13 protein-coding genes and 1 riboswitch are annotated in these 19,651 nt (G+C 45.3%); of the genes, 9 read left to right on the top strand and 4 right to left on the bottom strand.

Annotated elements, in window-relative coordinates; all coding sequences use genetic code 11:
- Positions 1 to 70: 70 nt before the first annotated feature.
- A riboswitch (purine riboswitch) is annotated at positions 71 to 174 on the bottom strand.
- A 328-nt stretch (positions 175 to 502) separates the two neighbouring features.
- The 3 genes from rhaB to rhaD are packed head-to-tail and all read left to right on the top strand — an operon-like array spanning position 503 to position 4,152.
- Positions 503 to 1,984: a rhamnulokinase gene (gene rhaB, locus ABH897_RS07405; RefSeq protein ID WP_404520555.1), complete on the top strand. Its 1,482-nt coding sequence runs from the start codon at positions 503 to 505 to the stop codon at positions 1,982 to 1,984.
- A gap of 12 nt (positions 1,985 to 1,996) precedes the next feature.
- Positions 1,997 to 3,253 carry an L-rhamnose isomerase gene (gene rhaA / locus ABH897_RS07400; protein WP_404520557.1) on the top strand — a complete coding sequence of 419 codons (1,257 nt, stop codon included), beginning with the start codon at positions 1,997 to 1,999 and terminating at the stop codon, positions 3,251 to 3,253.
- 53 nt (positions 3,254 to 3,306) lie between these two features.
- Positions 3,307 to 4,152, top strand: coding sequence for a rhamnulose-1-phosphate aldolase (gene rhaD / locus ABH897_RS07395; protein ID WP_283653881.1), 846 nt, complete (start codon positions 3,307 to 3,309; stop codon positions 4,150 to 4,152).
- 89 nt (positions 4,153 to 4,241) lie between these two features.
- Here rhaD and ABH897_RS07390 read toward each other — a convergent pair whose 3' ends face one another.
- Positions 4,242 to 5,228 carry an AraC family transcriptional regulator gene (locus tag ABH897_RS07390; RefSeq protein ID WP_404520560.1) on the bottom strand — a complete coding sequence of 329 codons (987 nt, stop codon included), beginning with the start codon at positions 5,226 to 5,228 and terminating at the stop codon, positions 4,242 to 4,244.
- A gap of 222 nt (positions 5,229 to 5,450) precedes the next feature.
- Between ABH897_RS07390 and ABH897_RS07385 the strand changes: the two genes are divergently transcribed.
- From ABH897_RS07385 to ABH897_RS07370, 4 genes are all read left to right on the top strand, one after another.
- Positions 5,451 to 8,066 (top strand): glycosyl hydrolase, encoded by a 2,616-nt coding sequence (locus ABH897_RS07385; protein WP_404520562.1) that lies wholly within the window; start codon positions 5,451 to 5,453, stop codon positions 8,064 to 8,066.
- Between the two features lie 74 nt (positions 8,067 to 8,140).
- Positions 8,141 to 10,000, top strand: coding sequence for a beta-glucoside-specific PTS transporter subunit IIABC (locus ABH897_RS07380; protein WP_404520564.1), 1,860 nt, complete (start codon positions 8,141 to 8,143; stop codon positions 9,998 to 10,000).
- Positions 10,001 to 10,294: 294 nt separating this feature from the next.
- Positions 10,295 to 11,194, top strand: coding sequence for a helix-turn-helix domain-containing protein (locus ABH897_RS07375; RefSeq protein WP_404520566.1), 900 nt, complete (start codon positions 10,295 to 10,297; stop codon positions 11,192 to 11,194).
- A gap of 199 nt (positions 11,195 to 11,393) precedes the next feature.
- Positions 11,394 to 13,697, top strand: coding sequence for a GDYXXLXY domain-containing protein (locus ABH897_RS07370; protein WP_404591770.1), 2,304 nt, complete (start codon positions 11,394 to 11,396; stop codon positions 13,695 to 13,697).
- 216 nt (positions 13,698 to 13,913) lie between these two features.
- Here the strand turns inward: ABH897_RS07370 and mmuM are convergent, their stop codons facing one another.
- Positions 13,914 to 14,861, bottom strand: coding sequence for a homocysteine S-methyltransferase (gene mmuM / locus ABH897_RS07365; RefSeq protein WP_283653886.1), 948 nt, complete (start codon positions 14,859 to 14,861; stop codon positions 13,914 to 13,916).
- A gap of 275 nt (positions 14,862 to 15,136) precedes the next feature.
- Here mmuM and ABH897_RS07360 point away from each other — a divergent pair, with 275 nt between their 5' ends.
- Both ABH897_RS07360 and ABH897_RS07355 read left to right on the top strand, forming a co-directional pair.
- Complete coding sequence (locus ABH897_RS07360) at positions 15,137 to 16,192, top strand: AEC family transporter (RefSeq protein WP_283653887.1); 1,056 nt, start codon at positions 15,137 to 15,139, stop codon at positions 16,190 to 16,192.
- Between the two features lie 17 nt (positions 16,193 to 16,209).
- Entirely contained in the window at positions 16,210 to 17,229 is a 1,020-nt protein-coding gene (locus tag ABH897_RS07355) for a 2-hydroxyacid dehydrogenase (RefSeq protein ID WP_404520568.1), read from the top strand.
- A gap of 51 nt (positions 17,230 to 17,280) precedes the next feature.
- On the opposite strand, the gene ABH897_RS07350 is transcribed toward ABH897_RS07355, so the two are convergent.
- Together ABH897_RS07350 and ABH897_RS07345 are read right to left on the bottom strand one after the other, a co-directional pair.
- Positions 17,281 to 18,018, bottom strand: a complete 738-nt coding sequence (locus ABH897_RS07350; RefSeq protein WP_283653889.1) for a response regulator — start codon at positions 18,016 to 18,018, stop codon at positions 17,281 to 17,283.
- On the bottom strand, positions 18,015 to 19,601 hold the full coding sequence (locus ABH897_RS07345) for an ATP-binding protein (RefSeq protein ID WP_404529675.1): 1,587 nt from the start codon (positions 19,599 to 19,601) through the stop codon (positions 18,015 to 18,017). The genes ABH897_RS07350 and ABH897_RS07345 overlap by 4 nt, the downstream gene beginning before the upstream one ends.
- Positions 19,602 to 19,651: the final 50 nt, after the last annotated feature.

The following is a 19,651-nucleotide window of genomic DNA, read 5'->3' as shown; positions in this document are numbered from 1 at the left end:
AAGTGAAGCCTGTCCCTGGGGTTGTAATCCCTGACGGATTAGCGCACAAATAAATGCCGCATTCATCCGAAGCCGATGCGCTATCACTCATAGTCGGACGATTACTGTGGTCGTCCGGTAGAAACTTTTGGGCCATATCCCCAATATTATACGAGTCATATGAAATTGATACCTTGTATACTACACCCTCTGGCGGGCGGTTTCAAGACTATTTTTCATACAGACAGCGGCACTTGAAGAACATTCCACAATTCGAACATTACAAAACAGCGTCCCCCTCCGATTAAGGTACATATATTGTAGAAAACGGATATTAATGCACATAAAACCACACAAACAATATTATATTTTATTTATAATTTGAAAAACAAAAATAAAACCATATATTATGTTTCCGTTTGTGTTGACTACACAGAAAAACGGAAGTAGTATTGAATTATATAAGATGTAAAGAGGCAGGAGCTTCGACTGCCGGGACTTCACCCACGTAAGGAGATTTTATATGGATAACTATCTTGCTGTTGATATTGGGGCTTCAAGCGGAAGACTCGTAAGTGCAACCCTGCAAGGTGGCCAGCTTCACTTGGAAGAGCTTCACAGGTTCGGCAACTCCTTTACGGAAAGGGACGGACATGATTACTGGAATGTCGATGATCTGTTTGACGAGATCATAAAAGGACTGCAAAAAGCCAAACAGAAAGGGATTCATTCCTGCACGCTCGGCATAGATACATGGGCTGTAGATTACGTCCTGCTGGATCAGGAAGGTCGTCGCATTCATGATATCTACGCCTATCGCGATGCACGAACTCTTCATGCACCCGAAAAGCTGCACCAGCTCATAAGCAGAGAAGATGTATATGAGAAGACAGGCATTCAGGAGCTGAACTTTAACACGCTGTATCAACTGTTCGTCCATGATCGGGAACAGCTCGCCCAAGCAGATAAAATTCTGATGGTTCCCGATTATCTGTATTACCGCCTTACGGGCATCATGATGAATGAAACGACAAATGCATCTACCATGCAGCTTTTAAATGTGAATACCCGGGAGTTGGATGAAGAACTACTGTCCCTGCTCCGTCTTCGCCGTAATCAATTTGCAGCGCTTACCAAGCCCGGTCAGACTCTGGGGGCAATCTTACCGGAGCTTGCTCAGCAGTACGATCTTCCAGACTGCCAGCTCATTGTCGTGCCTACACACGATACAGCATCGGCTGTGGCGGGTGTTCCGTCGAAGCGGGAAGAATCGTGGGCCTATATCAGCAGCGGAACGTGGTCACTTCTGGGTATGGAGCGGCGACAAGCCTTGAATACCAAGGCAGCCATGCAGGCGAACTACACCAATGAGTGGGGAGCTTACGATACGTACCGTTTTCTGAAAAACATTATGGGCCTATGGATGATTCAGGAGGTAAGAAAAGAGGGCGATTCCGCTCATAGCTTTGCCGAATTGGCCCAACTGGCTTCGGCAGAAACGCCGTTTGCCAGTCTCGTTCTCTGTAACCTGCCCGCATTTTTAAACCCGGATAGCATGACCCTTGAAATTCAACGGTTCTGCGAGGAAACGGGGCAACCCATTCCCCGGACACCGGGTTCGCTCGCCCGCTGTATTTTCGACAGCCTGGCCTTGAGCTACCGGGATGCCTTACATGAGCTACAGCGTTTAACAGACGAAACGGTTACTCAATTGCACATTGTCGGCGGAGGCGCTAACAACGAGTTACTATGTCAGCTAACAGCCGATCTTTTGGGGATTGAGGTTCACGCTGGACCTTCCGAGTCGACCGCCATCGGTAATATTGTCGTGCAGCTCATCAGCACTGGTGCTCTTGAGGATCTCCAGGCTGCTGGCAGTGTCATTGCCCAATCCTTCCCGACTCAGTTATATCAACCGAGGACAGTGGATGGACTGGAAGGAGTTCTGGAACGCTGGGAAAATCTCAGGAAGCAAACAGCGTCCTCTATTCAGATATCTCGATAAAGGAGTAAACCCATGAATCAAGCCATTGAAGTCAGTTATAACGAAGCAAAAAAGCTGTATGCCCGCCACGGTATTCAGGTGGATGACGTTTTACGGAAGCTTTCAGAGATCAAAATATCATTACACTGCTGGCAGGGAGATGATGTTCAGGGGTTCCTGTTCAAAGACAAACAGCTTAGCGGGGGCATTGCTGTAACAGGCAGCTACCCGGGCAGAGCAGGTACACCGGATGAATTACGTCAGGATTTAGAGAAAGCCCTGTCGCTCATTCCGGGTCAACACAAGGTCAATCTGCACGCGATCTATGCGGATACCACAGAACAAGTGGATCTGGATCAATTGGAGCCGCGCCATTTTCAGAACTGGGTAGACTGGGCCAAACAGCAGGGATTGGGGCTTGATTTTAACCCCACCTTGTTCTCCCATCCCAAAGCGGAAGACGGCTTCACGCTGAGCCACAAGGACCCTGAAATTCGCAATTTCTGGATCACACACTGTAAAAAATCACGTAGGATTGCGGAGTATTTTGGAAAAGAGCTCGGTCAGCCATGTGTTACCAACCACTGGATGCCGGATGGTTACAAGGATACCCCGATTGACCGCTTGGCTCCAAGAGAACGCCTTAGAGATTCTCTGGACGAGATTTTCAGTGAAAAAATCAGTGAAGAATACAACATAGATGCGGTTGAAAGCAAGCTGTTCGGCATCGGTTCGGAAAGCTATGTCGTTGGCTCGCATGAATTCTATATGGGTTATGCGCTGACTCGGGGTAAATCCATTTGTCTCGATTCCGGTCACTTCCATCCGACTGAAGTCATTTCAAATAAACTGTCTTCCGTGCTGATGTTCACCGATCAATTATTGCTCCATGTCAGCAGACCCGTTCGTTGGGACAGCGATCATGTGGTGACCATGGACGACGAATTACTCGACATTGCCCGTGAGCTGGTTCGCGGAGAATTGCTTTCCCGAACCCATATCGGCCTAGATTTCTTTGACGGCAGCATCAATCATGTGGCTGCATGGGTCATCGGAACACGCAACACGATCAAAGCGCTCCTTCGCGCTATGCTGGAACCGATTGAAGCATTGAAGCAGGCGGAAGAGGAACGGGACTTTACCACTCGTCTTGCCCTTGTCGAAGAATTCAAATCATATCCGTTCGGGGCCGTATGGGATTACTATTGCGCTCAAAACGGTGTCCCCGTTCGTGAAGAATGGCTGGCCGAAGCAAAAAACTATGAACAACAGGTACTGCTAAAACGGTAATTACCGCATGTATAAGCTTGTATGTTTAAATCATCCAAAGGGAGAGATCATCCATGACTACTGTACTGGAGAATCATAAAGAACGGAAATCGGAGCTGGATATTCCATTCGTCCGCGAGATGGCGGAAATTACGCAAAACATGTGGAAATTCGGCTGGGATGAGCGTAACGGAGGGAATGTCAGTTATATTCTGGATGAAGCAGAGGTATCCAAATATCTTGATATCCATCATGTTATTCGTACGATCAAACCTGCTTTTCCTGTGAATGAGTTGGCAGGCAAATATTTTATCGTCACCGGATCAGGCAAGTATTTTAAAAACGTAATCTCCGATCCAGAAGCCAATTTAGGTGTCCTCCGTGTCTCGCAGGATGGCGAGCAATTGGAAGTCTTGTGGGGCCTCAAGCATGACGCGGTACCTACCAGCGAATTGCCGTCTCATTTTATGAGCCACATTGAGCGCTTGAAGGTCGATCCTAACCATCGTGTTGTAATCCATAATCATGCCACCCATGTCATTGCCATGACCTTCATTCATAGTCTGGACGAAAACCAGTTTACCAAAACACTGTGGGAAATGTGTACCGAATGTATTGTCGTCTTCCCAGACGGTATCGGCGTAATCCCTTGGATGGTACCGGGCTCCAGCGAAATCGGCCGCGAAACGGCCAAAAAAATGAAGGATCATCACGCCGTATTATGGCCTCATCACGGTATTTTCGGAACAGGCAGCTCCATTGATGAAGCGTTTGGCCTGATTGAAACGATTGAAAAAGCGGCGCAAATTTATATGCTCATTGCTAAGCATGATATCCAGCAGCGGATTACGGATCAGGAATTGGCGGATCTGGCCAAAGCCTTTAACGTTATTCCAAAAGAAGGAATCCTCAACGTATAAACATAGGCTAACCTCATAGCTCACAACTTAAAAAGCTCCACGGCTTGTCTCAAACCAGCCATGGAGCTTTTGTTATGCATATCGGGATATTACACTTTATGCTTCTCTCTATATTCATTCGGAGTTACGCCGAAATAGTCTTTAAATTTTCGGTAAAAAAAGCTCAAATTATCATAGCCGATATCGGCCGCAATATGATAGACAGGTGTATCCGTATTGGAAAGAAGGAGCGAGGAACGCGTCATTCGGTGGATCAAAATCAATTGTTTAAACGATCGTCCGGTCGATTTTTTAAGTAGCGCACTCAGGTAGTTCGGATGGAAATTAAAGTGCTCTGCTGTAGAAGCAAGCGTACACGTTTGGAAGTTCTCTTCCAGGTAGTGAAGAATCTCAATGACGGATGGATGGGAAGACGATTTGGCATGCTTCTGGTTCGTATCAAATTGGAATACGCGCAATAGTTCAGAAAAGATCAAGACCATATAACAGTCGATCATCTCTTCAGAACACAGGGATTGATCATAATATTCACACAGAAGCTCCCGCATAAACAAGCCGAGCTTTCTGCTGTTTTCGGAATGAAAAATAATGTATCTGTTGTGCGTCTGATTATCCGAAATTGCATTCACCAGAAAGTCCGTAATCATGCTGCGACTGGACAAGCGACTTAGAAAAGAAGTTGAGAAATATTCTCTGCTCATTGAAATGTTCACAATAATATCATTCTCGCCTGTCGCCAAAATCGCATGTGGCGCTTCGGTATCTACAATACAAATTTGGCCCTCGGTTAATGTCACCGTCTGATTGTTGATGATCTGTGTACACTGCCCCGAATAGACATAATTCATTTCAATATCATTGTGGATATGCATAGGAACCTCAGCAAATCGACTGTGCTTTGTAATCTTGATTTTGCCGCCCTCCAAATAAAACACAAACACTTTTTGGCCGTTATATTCAATCTGTTTAATGCTGTTATATTTCTCGGACAGATACGGATGTTCTCGATAGGCTTCCTCACTTGCCGTCAATTTACGCAGCTTGCGATCCAATTCATCATGTTCCATTAACCCCATCACCCCTCCTATTATTATAACCTTAAGTTTGGACAGTCAACAACTTGTGTTTCGGTATTAATATCCCTAAATAAAAGCGTTATCATGTGAGTATAGAAAGAGAAGTTATCATTTATATCTAAAATATTACAATACACATAAAAGTACACTATTAAGAATATTTTCTTCGGCAAAAAAGTAGTATTCCATAAAAAAAATTATAAATATTCCGGGGGGATATCCATGAAAAAAATAGAAGACGTGCTCGCCGGTCGGCAAGACAACTATATACTCCCTTTCTTTTGGCAGCATGGTGAAGATGAAAGTACGCTGAGAGATTATATGGAAAAAATGCAAAGTACGGGCATTCAAGCCGTATGTGTCGAGTCACGGCCGCATCCTGACTTTGTCGGGGACAAATGGTGGCGAGATATGGACATTATTTTAGATGAAGCCCGGAAACGGAGCATGAAGGTGTGGATTTTGGATGATTCCCATTTCCCAACCGGATATGCCGTCGGGAAAATCAAAAGTGATTTTCCACATCTGCAAAAAAGCTTCCTGAAAACACATCAACAGGATTTTGCAGGTCCACTGAAGCACGCCAGTTTTCTGGTTAAATGGGCGGCCCCGCACCCGGGAGACCGGATTATCGGTGTCATTGCTGCCAAGAAACAGAACATGGATGAGGTTGACACTGATACTTTGATTGATATTAGCCAGTATTTGCATGATGGCAAGGTGTACTGGGATTTGCCGGAGGGAGAATGGCGAATCTTTACACTGGTGCAGACTTTTTACGGTGGAGAAAAGGAAACGGAAGGCTACCTGAATCCGATTGTACCGGAAGCGACGCAGGTCCTGATTGATACGGTATACGAAGCGCACTGGCAGCATTATGAGGCGGACTTTGGTTCCACTATTGCAGGCTTTTTCTCCGATGAACCCCGTTTTGGGAATATGCATGGCGCGTTCGGTTCCATCGGGAGATTCGATATGGTGCTGCCGTGGCGCGACGATATGCTTGATCTGCTGAAGCCGCTGCTATCTGGAGAGGTTCTGCGTTTGCTGCCTTTGCTGTCCGTAGATGGGGGAGCGCAGGCGCACAACGTCCGTTATGCCTACATGAATCTGGTCAGCCAACTGTATGCCGATCACTTTACCGGCAAGCTTGGCGGATGGTGCCGTTCGCATGGGGTCGAATACATCGGTCATTTGATCGAGGACAACAATGCTCATGCGCGACTTGGCTACGGAACAGGGCATTTTTACCGGGGATTGTGGGAACAGGATATGTCCGGTATTGATGTGGTGCTGCATCAAATTATGCCAGGCATGGATCGTGGAACCTTCAAATCCTTTACCTCAAAGGGCTGGGATGGAGAATTTTTTCATTATGGATTGGCGAAAATGGGGGCTTCTCTGGGGCATATAGATCCCAAAAAGAAAGGCCGTACGATGTGCGAAGTATATGGCGCTTATGGCTGGGCAGAAGGACTCAAGCTGATGAAATGGATCACGGACCATATGCTGGTTCGGGGAGTGAACTATTTTGTTCCGCACGCCTTTTCGCCCAAACCGTTCCCTGACCCGGATTGCCCCCCACATTTCTATGCAGACGGGAAAGATCCGCAGTTCAGATACATGCACATTCTGATGCAGTATATGAACCGCATGAGTCACTTGCTGACGGATGGCATCCATATCGCTCAGGCAGCAATCCTGTATCATGCAGAAGCAGAATGGTCAGGGGATTATATGCTGTTCCAAAAGCCGGCACGAGAGCTGACTCAGCATCAAATTGAATTTGATATTGTGCCTGCTGATACGCTAGTTGACGCAATCGTCACAGATGGACAGCTCGTTGTAAACAGCGAACGTTTTGCATGTGTGGTCATTCCTTATGCTGAAGCGCTCCCCTACTCCCTTTTAACCGCATTAGGAGACGGGCTGGATCAAGGACTGCGCGTATTCTTTGTAGGAGGCTTCCCTGAGCGCTTCAGTGAGGGCAGCGGTGCAGAAACAGTGCTGGACAAAATCCGTCAACACAAGAATTCCAGACTGGTTTCATTGGAAACTATAGCTGAAAAACTGCGTGATGAAGGTATCTATGAAATAAATGTATCGGATCACCAGCCGTATCTGCGCTATTATCACTACCAGCAAGCGGACGGAGATGTGTTCATGTTTTTTAACGAGCACCCCTATGAGTCTATGACTTCATCCATTGATATTCCATTGTCCGGCAACGTATATGAGTATGACGCTTTGACGAACCAGCTTGTACAGTTGGATTCGGGTGTCCATCCCGCCGGAACGACTCTGTCTCTGACACTGAGTGCATATGAATCCAAAGTTTTTATATTCAACAGCAGGTTGGATGAGAAACTGGTATCCGTGTCAACTCCAAAAACCAACTTATCTGATGCTACAACAACGATAATCGGGGGAAAGTGGAAGGTTTCCTTGGCCTCTGCGGAGCAATATCCTCACTTTGGCGAACAGATTGAACTGAAAGAACTGGTGAATTTAGCGACCCCGGATTTATACCCAGAGTTCGTAGGAAGCGTGAGATACCAGATTGATTTTGAGGTCACAGCTATGCCAAAGCAGGCGCGATTAGCACTTGGGCAAGCATATGAAGTCGCTGAAGTCTGGATCAACGGTCACTCGGTCGGAAGCCGGATCTGCCCACCATATGATTTTGATGTCACCAAAGCGTTGGTCCCAGGTATAAATACGCTGGTCATTGAAGTAACCAACACGCTCGTCAAAGAGCAAGCCGACTTCCTTTCACAGTATCTGTTACAGGAGCCTACTGGCTTGATTGGACCCGTTCAGTTAACGATGCAGCCATGATGTGATGTTCATAACCCTGGCTCTTTCGAGATTGGAAGAGCCAGGCATTAAAGAAGTATGCTGGAGGGGTTAAAATGGATAAGCAGAAATTAGCCAAGGATATCCTGGAGGGCGTCGGCGGCGAGGAAAACGTCGAGAGCGTCGTTCATTGCATGACCCGGTTACGTTTCAAACTGTATGATGAAAGCGTACCCAACAAAGAAAAAATACAGAAATTGAAGGGCGTTAAAGGAGTTACCCTAAATGGCGGACAATATCAGGTCATTATCGGTAACGAAGTAGCCGACGTCTATGAAGAGCTTGTGAAGTCTGCTCAATTGGGTTCAGGGGATAAAAGAGGTTCATCTGCTCCCAAGAAAAAGCAGAATTGGTTCAATAATATTCTGGAGACGATCGCGAGCTGCTTTACACCATTGCTTCCTGCACTGGCTGGAGCCGGGATGGTCAAAGCGCTACTGGCTATTCTCACCACACTCCATGTACTTTCCGAAGACAGTGGTACTTACCAGATATTAAACGTTATTGGAGACGGCATATTTCATTTCTTGCCTATACTGCTTGCCATAAGCGCTGCCAGAAGGTTTAAATCCAACGAATTTATAGCTGCAACGATTGCCGCGGCGATGCTCCATCCCAATTTACTGGATTTAAAAAACGGCGGTGCCAGCACGATTGATTTTCTCGGCCTGAACATCCCTCTGGTGAATTACGCTTCTACGGTCATTCCGATTTTGCTAACCATCTGGTTAACGTCTTATGTCGAAAAATTTGTTTACAAACGTACACCTAATGTACTAAAAATCGTATTAGCACCATTAGTAGTGCTTTTGGTTATGATTCCTCTAGCCCTGTATGCCATCGGACCTGTGGGTACGTATGCAGCTCATGGAGTGACAACCGCCATTAATTTCTTGTTTAATACGTCCGGACTGTTGGCCGGGTTTATTCTGGGTGGCTCCATTCAAGCCCTCGTCATCACAGGCATGCACTACGGACTAATCCCAATCATTGTGCAATCCCTGGCTGTGAATGGCTATGATTATACAATACCGGCAACATTTATGGGGGTTATGGGGCAAGCAGGTGCGATCTTAGGCGTTCTGCTACGCACCAAAAACAAAGAATTGAAATCACTCTCCGGCTCTTCTCTGCTCTCCGCCTTGTTGGGGATTACGGAACCCGGAATTTATGGAGTCACACTGCGACTGAAGAAACCTTTTTATGCAGGCATGATTGGCGGGGCCATTGGTGGAGCTATTCCCGGCGCTGTAGGGGCCAAAGCGATTACGATGGCTCCAAGCGGTTTACAATCCCTGCCTATCTTTGCTGGCCCGACATTTGTTTATGTGATTATTGGTATCGTCGTCAGTTTTACCATCGGGGCCGTTGTATCTTATCTGCTTGGATTTAAAGAGCCTGACAATGTGGAAGACGAAGGTGACAATGAAAAGAATACTTCAGACGAGATGAAGCCGCTATCAGGAGAAAAAGTGCTATACGGTCCTCTGAACGGAACTATCATTGAACTAAGCGAAGTTAGCGATCCCGGCTTTGCTGCCATGGGCAAAGGGTTGGCTATTATCCCGGATCACGGACGGGTGATCGCCCCATTTCAGGGTAAAATCGCTACCGTAGCTAAAACGAAACATGCGGTAGCCATTGTCGGCGATGACGGAACCGAGGTGCTGATTCATGTAGGCGTAGACACCGTGAAGCTGAAGGGTGAATTTTTTACGACGTATGTTCAAGCAGGTGATGAAGTACAGACGGGAGATGTACTACTGGAGTTTGAAGCGGGCCCGATCAAGGCTGCCGGGTACGACACCACCACCTCTATCGTCATTACGAATAGCGATGAGAACACCGAGATTTTGAACAATGCCGGGGCAACAGCCGTTGAACGCGCTCCATTTATGACCGTTATTGCGAAATAACCCGGTATGCTGAGAGACAATAGAAAACAGGACTCCTGTGCTGGTGTGCATAAGGAGCCCTGTTTTCGTTTCGTTACCTATTCTTTTAATTCATGACAGTTACTTGAATTCGGATGTTTCACGAATGGCCCGATCCGTCAGCTGGTTCAGGACAGCGTCCTCCATCGGCTGGTTATGCAGAAGTTTTGATTTTATAACCCTAAATTCCAATGAATTAACTTGTAATTATACATTCCTTTATATACAATAAAATCAAAACCCCCTTATCTCCACCAAAGGAGAGGTGACATTGTTGTGAAAAGAGTAAAGAACGAAGATCACTTCGACATCGTGGAAGACCATTATTTCACAGCTACTGAATTGGAAAAATCCAGCGCGATATGGCCAGTCAGGCTCGGTATGGATATTTCCAAGACCAGCTGTCATGTCGGCCCCAAGGCTGTGCCTTATTTCTATTTAATTTTTGTGCTTGACGGTCAGGCTGAGTTTATTTATAAGCAAAAGAAATATCATGTGCAAAAGTCCGACCTGTTCTGCTTCTTCCCGCATCTTGCACATGAATATTACACGGATCAGGAGAACCCGCTGCAAAAGGTATGGATTGCTTTTGAGGGACCCAAATCCCTTGCGCTGCTGGAGCGAATCGGGATTAAGCCCTGTACGCCTTTTTTGGCCAACGCAGTAAGCGAGGAAGTCACTGGACTCATCTCGAATTTGTTTTCCATTGTAAATGACAACAGCAGACGTGACAGCGATCTCTCGCGTCTCATTACACTGCACCAGATTTTCGAGGAGCTGTCCCGCAACACATCGGACACACTACGCAATTCTGTATGCTCCGACTATTGGCTACAGCAGGGGAAAGATTACATTGATATGCACTATTGTGACCGAATTACGATTGAACAGATTGCCGAGCATGTAGGCGTGGATCGCGCGCATTTTTCACGCAAATTCCATTCCACCTTCCTGATTTCCCCCGCCAAGTATTTGCAAAACCTCAAAATCGATGAGGCCAAAAGATTGCTGGAGCAAACGACTTACAATTTGTCGATCATTGCCCAGTCCATCGGCTACACGGATATGTCCACCTTTTCCAAGGCATTTAAGAAAACGGCAGGGATTCCGCCACGTGAGCATCGGTTCCGACATCAAGCCCGGCAAGAGTTCCACACGCCAACGCTTAGCATGTAGCGAGGCGTGGCAAGGTGTGGAAAAACAGCATCTGGATAATAGTATGGGTATGCTTGCATGGAGTTCAGCAGCGATACAGGAGAACAACCGTGTACGGTGGTTCTCCTTTTTTTATGACCTGATCCTAATTCCGATTTGGTTCTTAGCCCTTTCAACGCTATAATAGGCATCAAACCAACAGGAAAGGTACGTGAAACAAATGCTGCGATTCAATGCGATACGTACGGGCTATCTGCTGGGCATCTCACTGGTACTGGCCGCGATTATTTATTTTTTCGCCTCCAATTGGGGTGGGCTGGATCGGACGGCCAAAATTGTGCTGGCTGCTGCGCTTATCGTTCTGTTCTATGGTTTGTCCTTTGTATTTGCACGTGTACGCGCTGTTCCCAGTCAGCAAGCCTTTCTGTCGAATGTATTTCTGGTAGCTGGCTGTATAGCCTTTGGCGTTTCCGTGGCGTTGCTTGGTCAAATATACAATTCCCACGCGGATAGTTACGGGTTGTTTTTAATTTGGTCGGTTCCGGCTCTGCTGCTAAGCTGGATTACCCGCTACAATCCTTTTTATATGCTGTCTTTTGTGCTGATTCATCTCGCCTTGTGGCTCTACTTTTACCCTACGATGCAAAGCGCGCCTTACAGCGAACTGGAATCGTTGTCCATCGCCGGATTGTTCGCACTGGTCAATCTGGTGTTGTTTCTATTGACGTTCCTTCATCGTATACATTCTGGACCGCTGAAAAATATGAGCTTTATCGTTTTCCATATAGCCGTTCTGACGATGACTAACTCTTTTGCATTGGATGAATATGGTCTCATTATGAACATACCATGTATCGCTGTAATCGCTATTGGATTTTATGTGTTTACCAAGGTCCGACTGAGTAAAACGCTGCTCACCTTGAATGCATTGGCGACCTCCGCTTTTGCTGTCTTTAAATTTATCGAGCTGGCGGAAGCGTACTCTTCATCGCTGTTCTTTGTCTTTGGGTTGATTTTTGTGGCGCTGCTGTTGACGGGTAATGTATGGTTTTTCCGTTATTTGAATCGTTTGGGGAAAACACCGCCGGAAGCTGGGGAAATATCCAACGAGAACAAAGGGGATATCGCAAAATCCGATACGGAGACAACGGGCATCAGTACATCAAAGACTGAGACAACCGTTCCCGAAGAACGTAGCAGTGAATGGATCAGCAAAACCGTATCCCGCGTGATCAAAGTGGTTGGAGTGCTGATTGGAAGTATATCCCTGATCGGACTGATTAACATTAGCACGAATGTAAACCACACCGAATATGTACTGTTGGGTGTGTCGTTGCTGCTTATGATTTCGATGATTGTCATTCCGGAATCCAAGCTGGATTCTGTAATACGTTATACCCTGTTGACGATCAGCTATATTACAGGCTGGGCAGCCATTTTATGGTCAGATATAACGTTGCTTTCGGTATTATTTCTGATCGTTTCCATCGCCGGATGGTTTCGCTCCAAAGGGAAAAGGCAACTCTTTTTTACCTATACCTTTGTAAACCTGAATTTGGCGACCATTCTATTTCAGCAGTTTCAGGAGTGGGATTCTTGGAACTGGTCCTTTGAGTACATTATCCTTTCTCTTTTCTTGGTCAATGCTGTGCTGTATGCAGCAAGTTATTTTATACCCAAGACGGCATCGCGGGAACACCTTCGGGATAGCTCCTTATTTTTCAGCTTGCTGTTTATGTTTTGGGCGACCTTTTTCAAGGATGTCATTCCACACTCTTATGTGCTGATTAACATTCTTTATTTCGTTATCGTTACAGGCATGGTCTTTGCCTTCATCCGACTAAAACATAGATCGGAGGCCATCACAAGCGTAGCGTTCTGGTTTATTTTTATTGGCTTCAAATACTATGATTTGTTGTGGACGCTACTGTATAAGTCCTTTACGCTGGCGCTGCTGGGTATCATTGCACTCGGAATTACGTGGTGGGCGGATCGGCGGATGGCCCATAGCGGCAAGACAGCGTTTGAGGCCGACCACCGCAGCTTTAGCTTCATGCGCTTAAGCCCGCTGCTGATCGCTGTAGTCATCGTGCTACAGCTCGGTGTGATCGGCTATCAGACCGTGAGAAGTGAAACCCTGCTTACCACAGGCGCTTCCATCAAGCTCAAACTGGCTCCTGTAGACCCTCGCTCTCTGTTACAAGGCGATTATGTCATGCTGAATTACGATATCTCTACCCCTTTTTCGCAGGACAATTGGAACCGGGGCAAGGTTAAAGTCGTTCTCACGCCGGGTAGCCAAGGAGTATATATCGCTGATCGACTGTACCAGGATGGTGAAAAGCTTGCCAATCATGAGGTTATTCTAAATGGACAATGGAATGGTTCACGTATTCAGTACGGTATTGAGAATTATTTCATCCCTGAGGGAACCGGGCGTAATGTTGAACAGAACGCTCATTATGCCTACATTCGGGTAAGTCAGAACGGGGATGCGTTGCTGGAACGGCTGTCAGACAGCTAACCGGAGATCATGGAGCACATCGTACCCAGTGGGGTCTTATCCTGCTGTTGTACGTCACGCCTGCATGATGCGAAGATCCAGTCGTCATTACAAAAAACAGGCTGAACCAAGCCCCTCCATTACTGGAGAGTCACTTGGTTCAGCCTGTTTACTTTTACAGTACATTGGGAGGACGCCCCTTATGAATTGCCTTCTTCATCTTACGCTCAGCCCCGCCTATGCGTCTCTCGACCATGCCACAATCCCTTGGATATCCTCCGGCTGAGTCCGGCAACAACCACCAATCAGACGGGCTCCTGCTTCATACCATTGGCGGGCACTCTGCCCGAACGTCCCGGTACAGCTCGTACCGTGCCATGTCTTGGTAACCGGGTCATATTCCTCCCCCAGATTGGGATACACCACCACGGGCTTATCTGTATGACTGCGCATTTCGTGGATGAGTGATGGAATGTACTGCGGCAAAGTACAATTAATACCTACGGCAGCCACTTGCTCATGCTCATCCAGCCATTCGGCGCAATCAGCGGCGGACTCCCCATTGCTGATGTGCTGCCCATCCTTTGCACTAAAGCTGATCCAGGCATACGTACCGGGAAATTCCTTTAGCAATCGCGTGATGGCCTTGGCTTCGACCAGACATGGTATTGTTTCACAGGCTAAAATGTCTGCGCCCGCCTCAATCAGCGCTTTCATACGCGGTCGGTGAAACTCGACAAGCTGCTCTTCGCTCAGCTTGTAATCACCACGGTATTCAGATCCATCCGCCAAAAACGCCCCGTAGGGGCCGACGGAGGCCGCGACCAGCGGTTTGGGACGCTGCTGTTGTTTTGCACCAGCCGTAATGTCTGCCCAAAATTCATCCCGCGCCTGTACGGCAATCCGTACCGAGGACTGAATCAACTCCAGCGCTTCATTTTCGCTTAAACCCCGTTTGACGTAGCCTTCAACGGTAGCCTGATAGCTCGCAGTGATCGCGCAGTCTGCCCCCGCTTCGAAATAGTCTCTATGCACACGCTTGATAGACTCCGGGTGCTCATGAAGTATTTTAGCCGACCATAAGCTGTCGTTCAGATCATGCCCGTGACGCTCCAGCTCCGTAGCCATTGCGCCATCCAGCACGATCAACGAAAATTCGTCCAGTATATGCTGTATCGGATTCATAGGTTCCTCCTGCTTGTTTCCTCTATTTAACCCACTGATTAAGTGGGGTTTAATGATTTATATTATAGCATGTATGTTGGTGAGTACCTCTCATTTTCCCATCTGATGTAACGTATAAATTTTTTAAATTAGTTTCATAAGTTAAATTAATTACATATTGTTCTTTTTTTCACAAAGTCATTTTACTATAAAGGTGCAAACCAACACTTTGGCCAAAAGATCAGGGAATTGCATAGTCACTTTTGTGAAAAAAGGTACAAGAGAGGGTTTTATCTATGTCTTTACTAGAAATGATTACAGCGACCTTAACAGATAACAAAATTGTCAGTTCTATTGCTTCCACCGTTTTTATTATCCTTCTTGGTTTCTTTTGCCGCAAGAAGGGGATTTTTAACGCAGCAGTAGGAAAGTTGTTATCCAAGGTTGTTCTAACCGTGGCTCTACCAGCACTAGCCTTTAATTCTTTCATGCAAGATATTAATCCTATAATGTTAAAACAAGGTATGAATGTTTTAATATGGGGTATTCTCATTTATATTATTCTCATCTTTATTTCAAAACCTTTCTTCCTGAGCTACGACAAGGATAAACAGGATGTTTTACGAGTGTTGACTATTTTCGGTTCTACTACTTTTTTCGGAATTCCAATTGTCGGGGCCATTTATGGGCCTACCGGAGTTATGTACAGTTCCATTTTTAATATAGGCTACCGCATTTTCTTATACTCCTATGGCTATATCAAAATGAGCGGCTTAAAAATGGAGCTTAAAAATCTCAAAACCATGTTTTTAAATCCGATTGTTATCGCCACTTTTCTAGGCTTATTTGTTTGGTTGCTTCAGGGCTATTTGCCACAAATGAGCGTAGCTACAGAGGATGGGGCCATTCAGCAGTTTGCTTTTCTAAGAATTGATCAAACCGCTGTCTGGTTGTTCAAGCCCATGACCTACCTTGCTGGGCTAGCTTCTCCATTAGCCTGGTTATCGATTGGCTCGACATTGGGTGAGATCAGCTTCAAATCGGCAGCTACTGATAAGACCTCTTGGTATTACAGCATAGTTAAAGTTTGGCTTGTACCCATTGTTAACATCATTTTACTGGCCTTGTTGACTGTATCTCATATTCTGTCAGTCGATTCTGTCGCTTTATCTACTATTGTCATTATGATGGCTACTCCTACAGCTACCGTAGCGGCAGCCTATGCCATCAGTTTTGACAAGGAAGCCATATTGACATCCAATGCATCGCTTCTATCTACTATAACTTCTGTCGTCATGATTCCAGTTTGGATCATCACGCTAAATATCATTGATAAAATTGGCATTTTCTAAATCAGGGGGAAAACAACATGTTAAAAATCATTTGCTATGGTGTCCGTTCTTATGAGCAACCATATTTCCATGACCTCAATAAATATAACTTCCAACTAACGTTGGTAGAAGAACTGTTAACCTCCAGCAATGCAGAGTTGGCACAGCATCACGATGCCGTTTTGTTAAGAGGAAACTGTGCCGCGAATCGAGAGAATCTCACGAAATTTAAGGAATACGGCATTCAATATGTTTTCACCAGAACGGTCGGAATCAACCACATTGATTTGGATGCCTGCAGCGAATTCGGAATGAAGGTCGCACGCGTGCCATCCTACTCTCCGAATGCCATCGCGGAGCTATCCTTAACTCTGGCTATGATGCTGTTTCGTCATACAGCTTATATGACTGCCAAAAGCTCGTTCAAAAATTTCATTGTGGACGAGCATACATTCAGCAAAGAGATCCATAACTGTAAAGTTGGGATCATCGGGGTCGGTCGCATTGGTCTGACGGAAGCCAAATTGTTTAAAGGCTTGGGAGCATCTGTTATTGGCTATGATGTGTACCAATCCGACATAGCCAAGGAAGTCATTCCATTTACAACCTTAGATAAACTACTGGCAGAGAGTGATATCGTCAGTGTGCACGTTCCTTATCTGCCGGGACAGAACGACAAAATGATTAATGCCAGCTTTTTAGAAAAAATGAAAAAGGGCTCTATTCTAATCAATACTTCACGTGGCGAATTACAAGATAACCAAGCCATTTTGGACGCTTTGCTTAGCAACCATCTGGAAGGCTTCGCTACGGATGTCTTCCCTAAAGAAGATGAATTATTTTTCAGAGCATTTGACCCATGGCAAATGCTCCCCGATCCAACGATCCAGAAGCTTATTGAGCTGTATCCAAGAGTTTTGGTTACGCCTCATGCCGGCTCGAATACCGTTACGGCGCTATCCAACATGATTGAAACCAGCTACGACAACTTCCATGATATACTCACGACCCAATCTTCGGATAATCTGGTCCCACTTCCTGTTCTTTCTATGAACTAATCAGGAAGCTCAACACTCTCGTTGGACAAAAGAGAACCGCTATTTCCAGAATTACAATGGAAATAGCGGTTCTTTTAAATTAGGATTCACCTGATAGAGCATTAGCGGCCTTCCAACCTTGTGGTATTCTATAGATTCAATCAAGAAGCTATCCTCCACCAGGAATTGGATATATTTTTTTACCGTAATACGAGACAGGTCCACTTCTCTAGCTAAGGCTTCGACGGAAAATGGACCGTCCAGCTCTTGGATGCTTTTCAGTATCGTGGTCATGGTCAGTTTCGACAAATTTTTGGACAGGTTTCTGGAAAGATTCTTGGATAGGTTTTCAGAAGGTTCTTTCTTCTCCATACCCGTATGCTCTTCTTTATTAAAATAGTGATCAATGACAGCTTGATTAATTCCGTTCCCTTCCTCCATCACCGTAGCCAAACGCTGGATTTTCTCAACAGCCAGCTTAAAGCGTTCGAATGTAAAAGGTTTAATTAAATAGTCCGCAACTCCATAAAAAACAGCTTCCTTCACCGTTTGAATATCTTTTGCAGCCGTAATTAAAATAACCGACGCGTGATACTGATGCTCCTGAATATGTGATAATAAGGTCAAGCCGCTTTTTCCGGGTAAATAAACGTCCAGTAATACCAGATCTGGTGTCCATTTTTGAAGACAATCCTGTGCCTTCTTGACAGTATCTGCCCTACATACAACATCCAAATTGTCCATGCGTTCAATAAACTGTTGATTTAGCTCAGCAACCATGGGATCATCCTCAACAATTAAAACCTTCATTCATTTGTCACCTCCAATGTACAGGGCAACTCTACATATATACTTGTTCCCAGGCCCGGTTGGCTATCAAGCTCAATGATCCCCTGATGATTTTCCACCATGGTTCTAACCAGATTCAAGCCGTAGCCTCTATCTTCACCTTTGGTTGAGAAGCCATGCTCGAATATTCTTTTTTGCATTTCATAATCAATCCCCATACCATTATCTTTCACTTTCAGAATGAATACATTTCCCTCACATTCATAGTTCAATTTCAACTCAATTCTACCAGGTTGTTTTTTTTGTAAAATCGAGTCTATGGCGTTGTCAAAAAAATTGCCCAGTATGTGTATGACATCATGAACGATGTCCTGCATCTCCACATTGGAGACGTTTGAGCTATCTTCAAGAAGAACCGAAATATTCTGTTCGCGTGCTTCGTTGATTTTACCCATAATAAAACCTGCTAATGCCGGAACTTTAATTCTCTCGGTCAGAAAGCCTACCTCATTTTGATACCGGTGATTTAGCTGCTGAATATACTGACTGACCTCTGCATATTGCCTCATCTCAATCAGTCCGGATATGACGTGCATTTTGTTCATAAATTCATGGGTCTGTCCGCGCAGGGAGTTAATATAATATTTTGTACCACTTAACTGGTTGCTAAGATGAATCATCTCGGATTGGTCTCGCAGCGTTGCAACTGCTCCAAAAAACTCATTTTCAATATACATAGGGGTTACTGTCGCAATGACTTCTATACCATTCACATAAAATGAGCGATCCTTGATCTTCTTCTTGTCATCAAACACTCTCTTGAAGAGCACATTATAAAAGTTGGTATCGACCTGCTCGCCAATCGGGGCTTCCATGTCCTGGTTCGCCAATTGATACTTGGCCTGAGCTTCTTTGTTCATGAGTATAATTTTCTTGTCAGCCGAAATGGCTATAATTCCTTCAGCGACCTCATTTTCAATAATTTCTTTTTCACGTAATCGTGCTGCTATTTCTTGCGGCTCAAGCCCGAATAAAATCGTTTTGATTTTTTGAGCCAGGATGATAGCGCCCAGAACCCCACTAAAGAGCCCAAGCATCAGTCCTCCAAAAATGGTATACTGCGCCTGCATCAAATCATGATTCAGGGTTCTCATGGTCAGTCCTACACATACAATGCCAATGACCTCATTCTGTTTATTAAATATCGGCGTAAAATATCGGTAGCCTTTGCCTAAAATACCTATATTTTCGGAAAAATGGCCCTGACCGGATAGCGCTCTTCTGGCATCATTCAGATCAGAGAACGGTTTGCCAACCATCGTTTCATCCGGATGGGATAGTCGAATTAAATCACGGTTCAGAATGACAACAAAATCTACATTAACGTTATTCATTACTCTGAGCGAATAGTCCTGGATCTGCTTCACAGGAACTCCATGCTCAACATTTCGAATGACATCGCTGTCACTTGCAATGACCTTGGCAATACCCGAAAGTTTTTCCTTCGTATTATCAAAATGCTTGTTAATCACGAAATTACGAATGAGAAGCAAGGATATAATTAAGGAAATAATAATAACTAAAACAACCAAAATAATAATCATAAACTGTAGCGAAACTTTGAATTGTCGTCTCGGTTTCGACTTACCTTTAA

This window comes from Paenibacillus sp. RC73 (assembly GCF_044908085.1).
GTDB classification, from domain to species: domain Bacteria; phylum Bacillota; class Bacilli; order Paenibacillales; family Paenibacillaceae; genus Paenibacillus; species Paenibacillus terrae_A.
Note: the sequence above shows the minus strand (reverse complement) of the source record. Positions and strands in the feature narration are given on the sequence as shown.

Excerpts from the sequence above, each read along its gene's own strand:
- rhaB (WP_404520555.1), top strand. The coding sequence starts at position 503 with ATGGATAACTATCTTGCTGTTGATATTGGGGCTTCAAGCGGAAGACTC.
- ABH897_RS07350 (WP_283653889.1), bottom strand. The coding sequence starts at position 18,018 with ATGAAGGTTTTAATTGTTGAGGATGATCCCATGGTTGCTGAGCTAAAT.
- ABH897_RS07345 (WP_404529675.1), bottom strand. The coding sequence starts at position 19,601 with ATGATTATTATTTTGGTTGTTTTAGTTATTATTATTTCCTTAATTATA.
- ABH897_RS07380 (WP_404520564.1), top strand. The coding sequence starts at position 8,141 with ATGGATAAGCAGAAATTAGCCAAGGATATCCTGGAGGGCGTCGGCGGC.
- ABH897_RS07360 (WP_283653887.1), top strand. The coding sequence starts at position 15,137 with ATGTCTTTACTAGAAATGATTACAGCGACCTTAACAGATAACAAAATT.
- ABH897_RS07390 (WP_404520560.1), bottom strand. The coding sequence starts at position 5,228 with ATGGGGTTAATGGAACATGATGAATTGGATCGCAAGCTGCGTAAATTG.
- ABH897_RS07370 (WP_404591770.1), top strand. The coding sequence starts at position 11,394 with ATGCTGCGATTCAATGCGATACGTACGGGCTATCTGCTGGGCATCTCA.
- rhaA (WP_404520557.1), top strand. The coding sequence starts at position 1,997 with ATGAATCAAGCCATTGAAGTCAGTTATAACGAAGCAAAAAAGCTGTAT.
- ABH897_RS07355 (WP_404520568.1), top strand. The coding sequence starts at position 16,210 with ATGTTAAAAATCATTTGCTATGGTGTCCGTTCTTATGAGCAACCATAT.
- mmuM (WP_283653886.1), bottom strand. The coding sequence starts at position 14,861 with ATGAATCCGATACAGCATATACTGGACGAATTTTCGTTGATCGTGCTG.
- ABH897_RS07385 (WP_404520562.1), top strand. The coding sequence starts at position 5,451 with ATGAAAAAAATAGAAGACGTGCTCGCCGGTCGGCAAGACAACTATATA.
- rhaD (WP_283653881.1), top strand. The coding sequence starts at position 3,307 with ATGACTACTGTACTGGAGAATCATAAAGAACGGAAATCGGAGCTGGAT.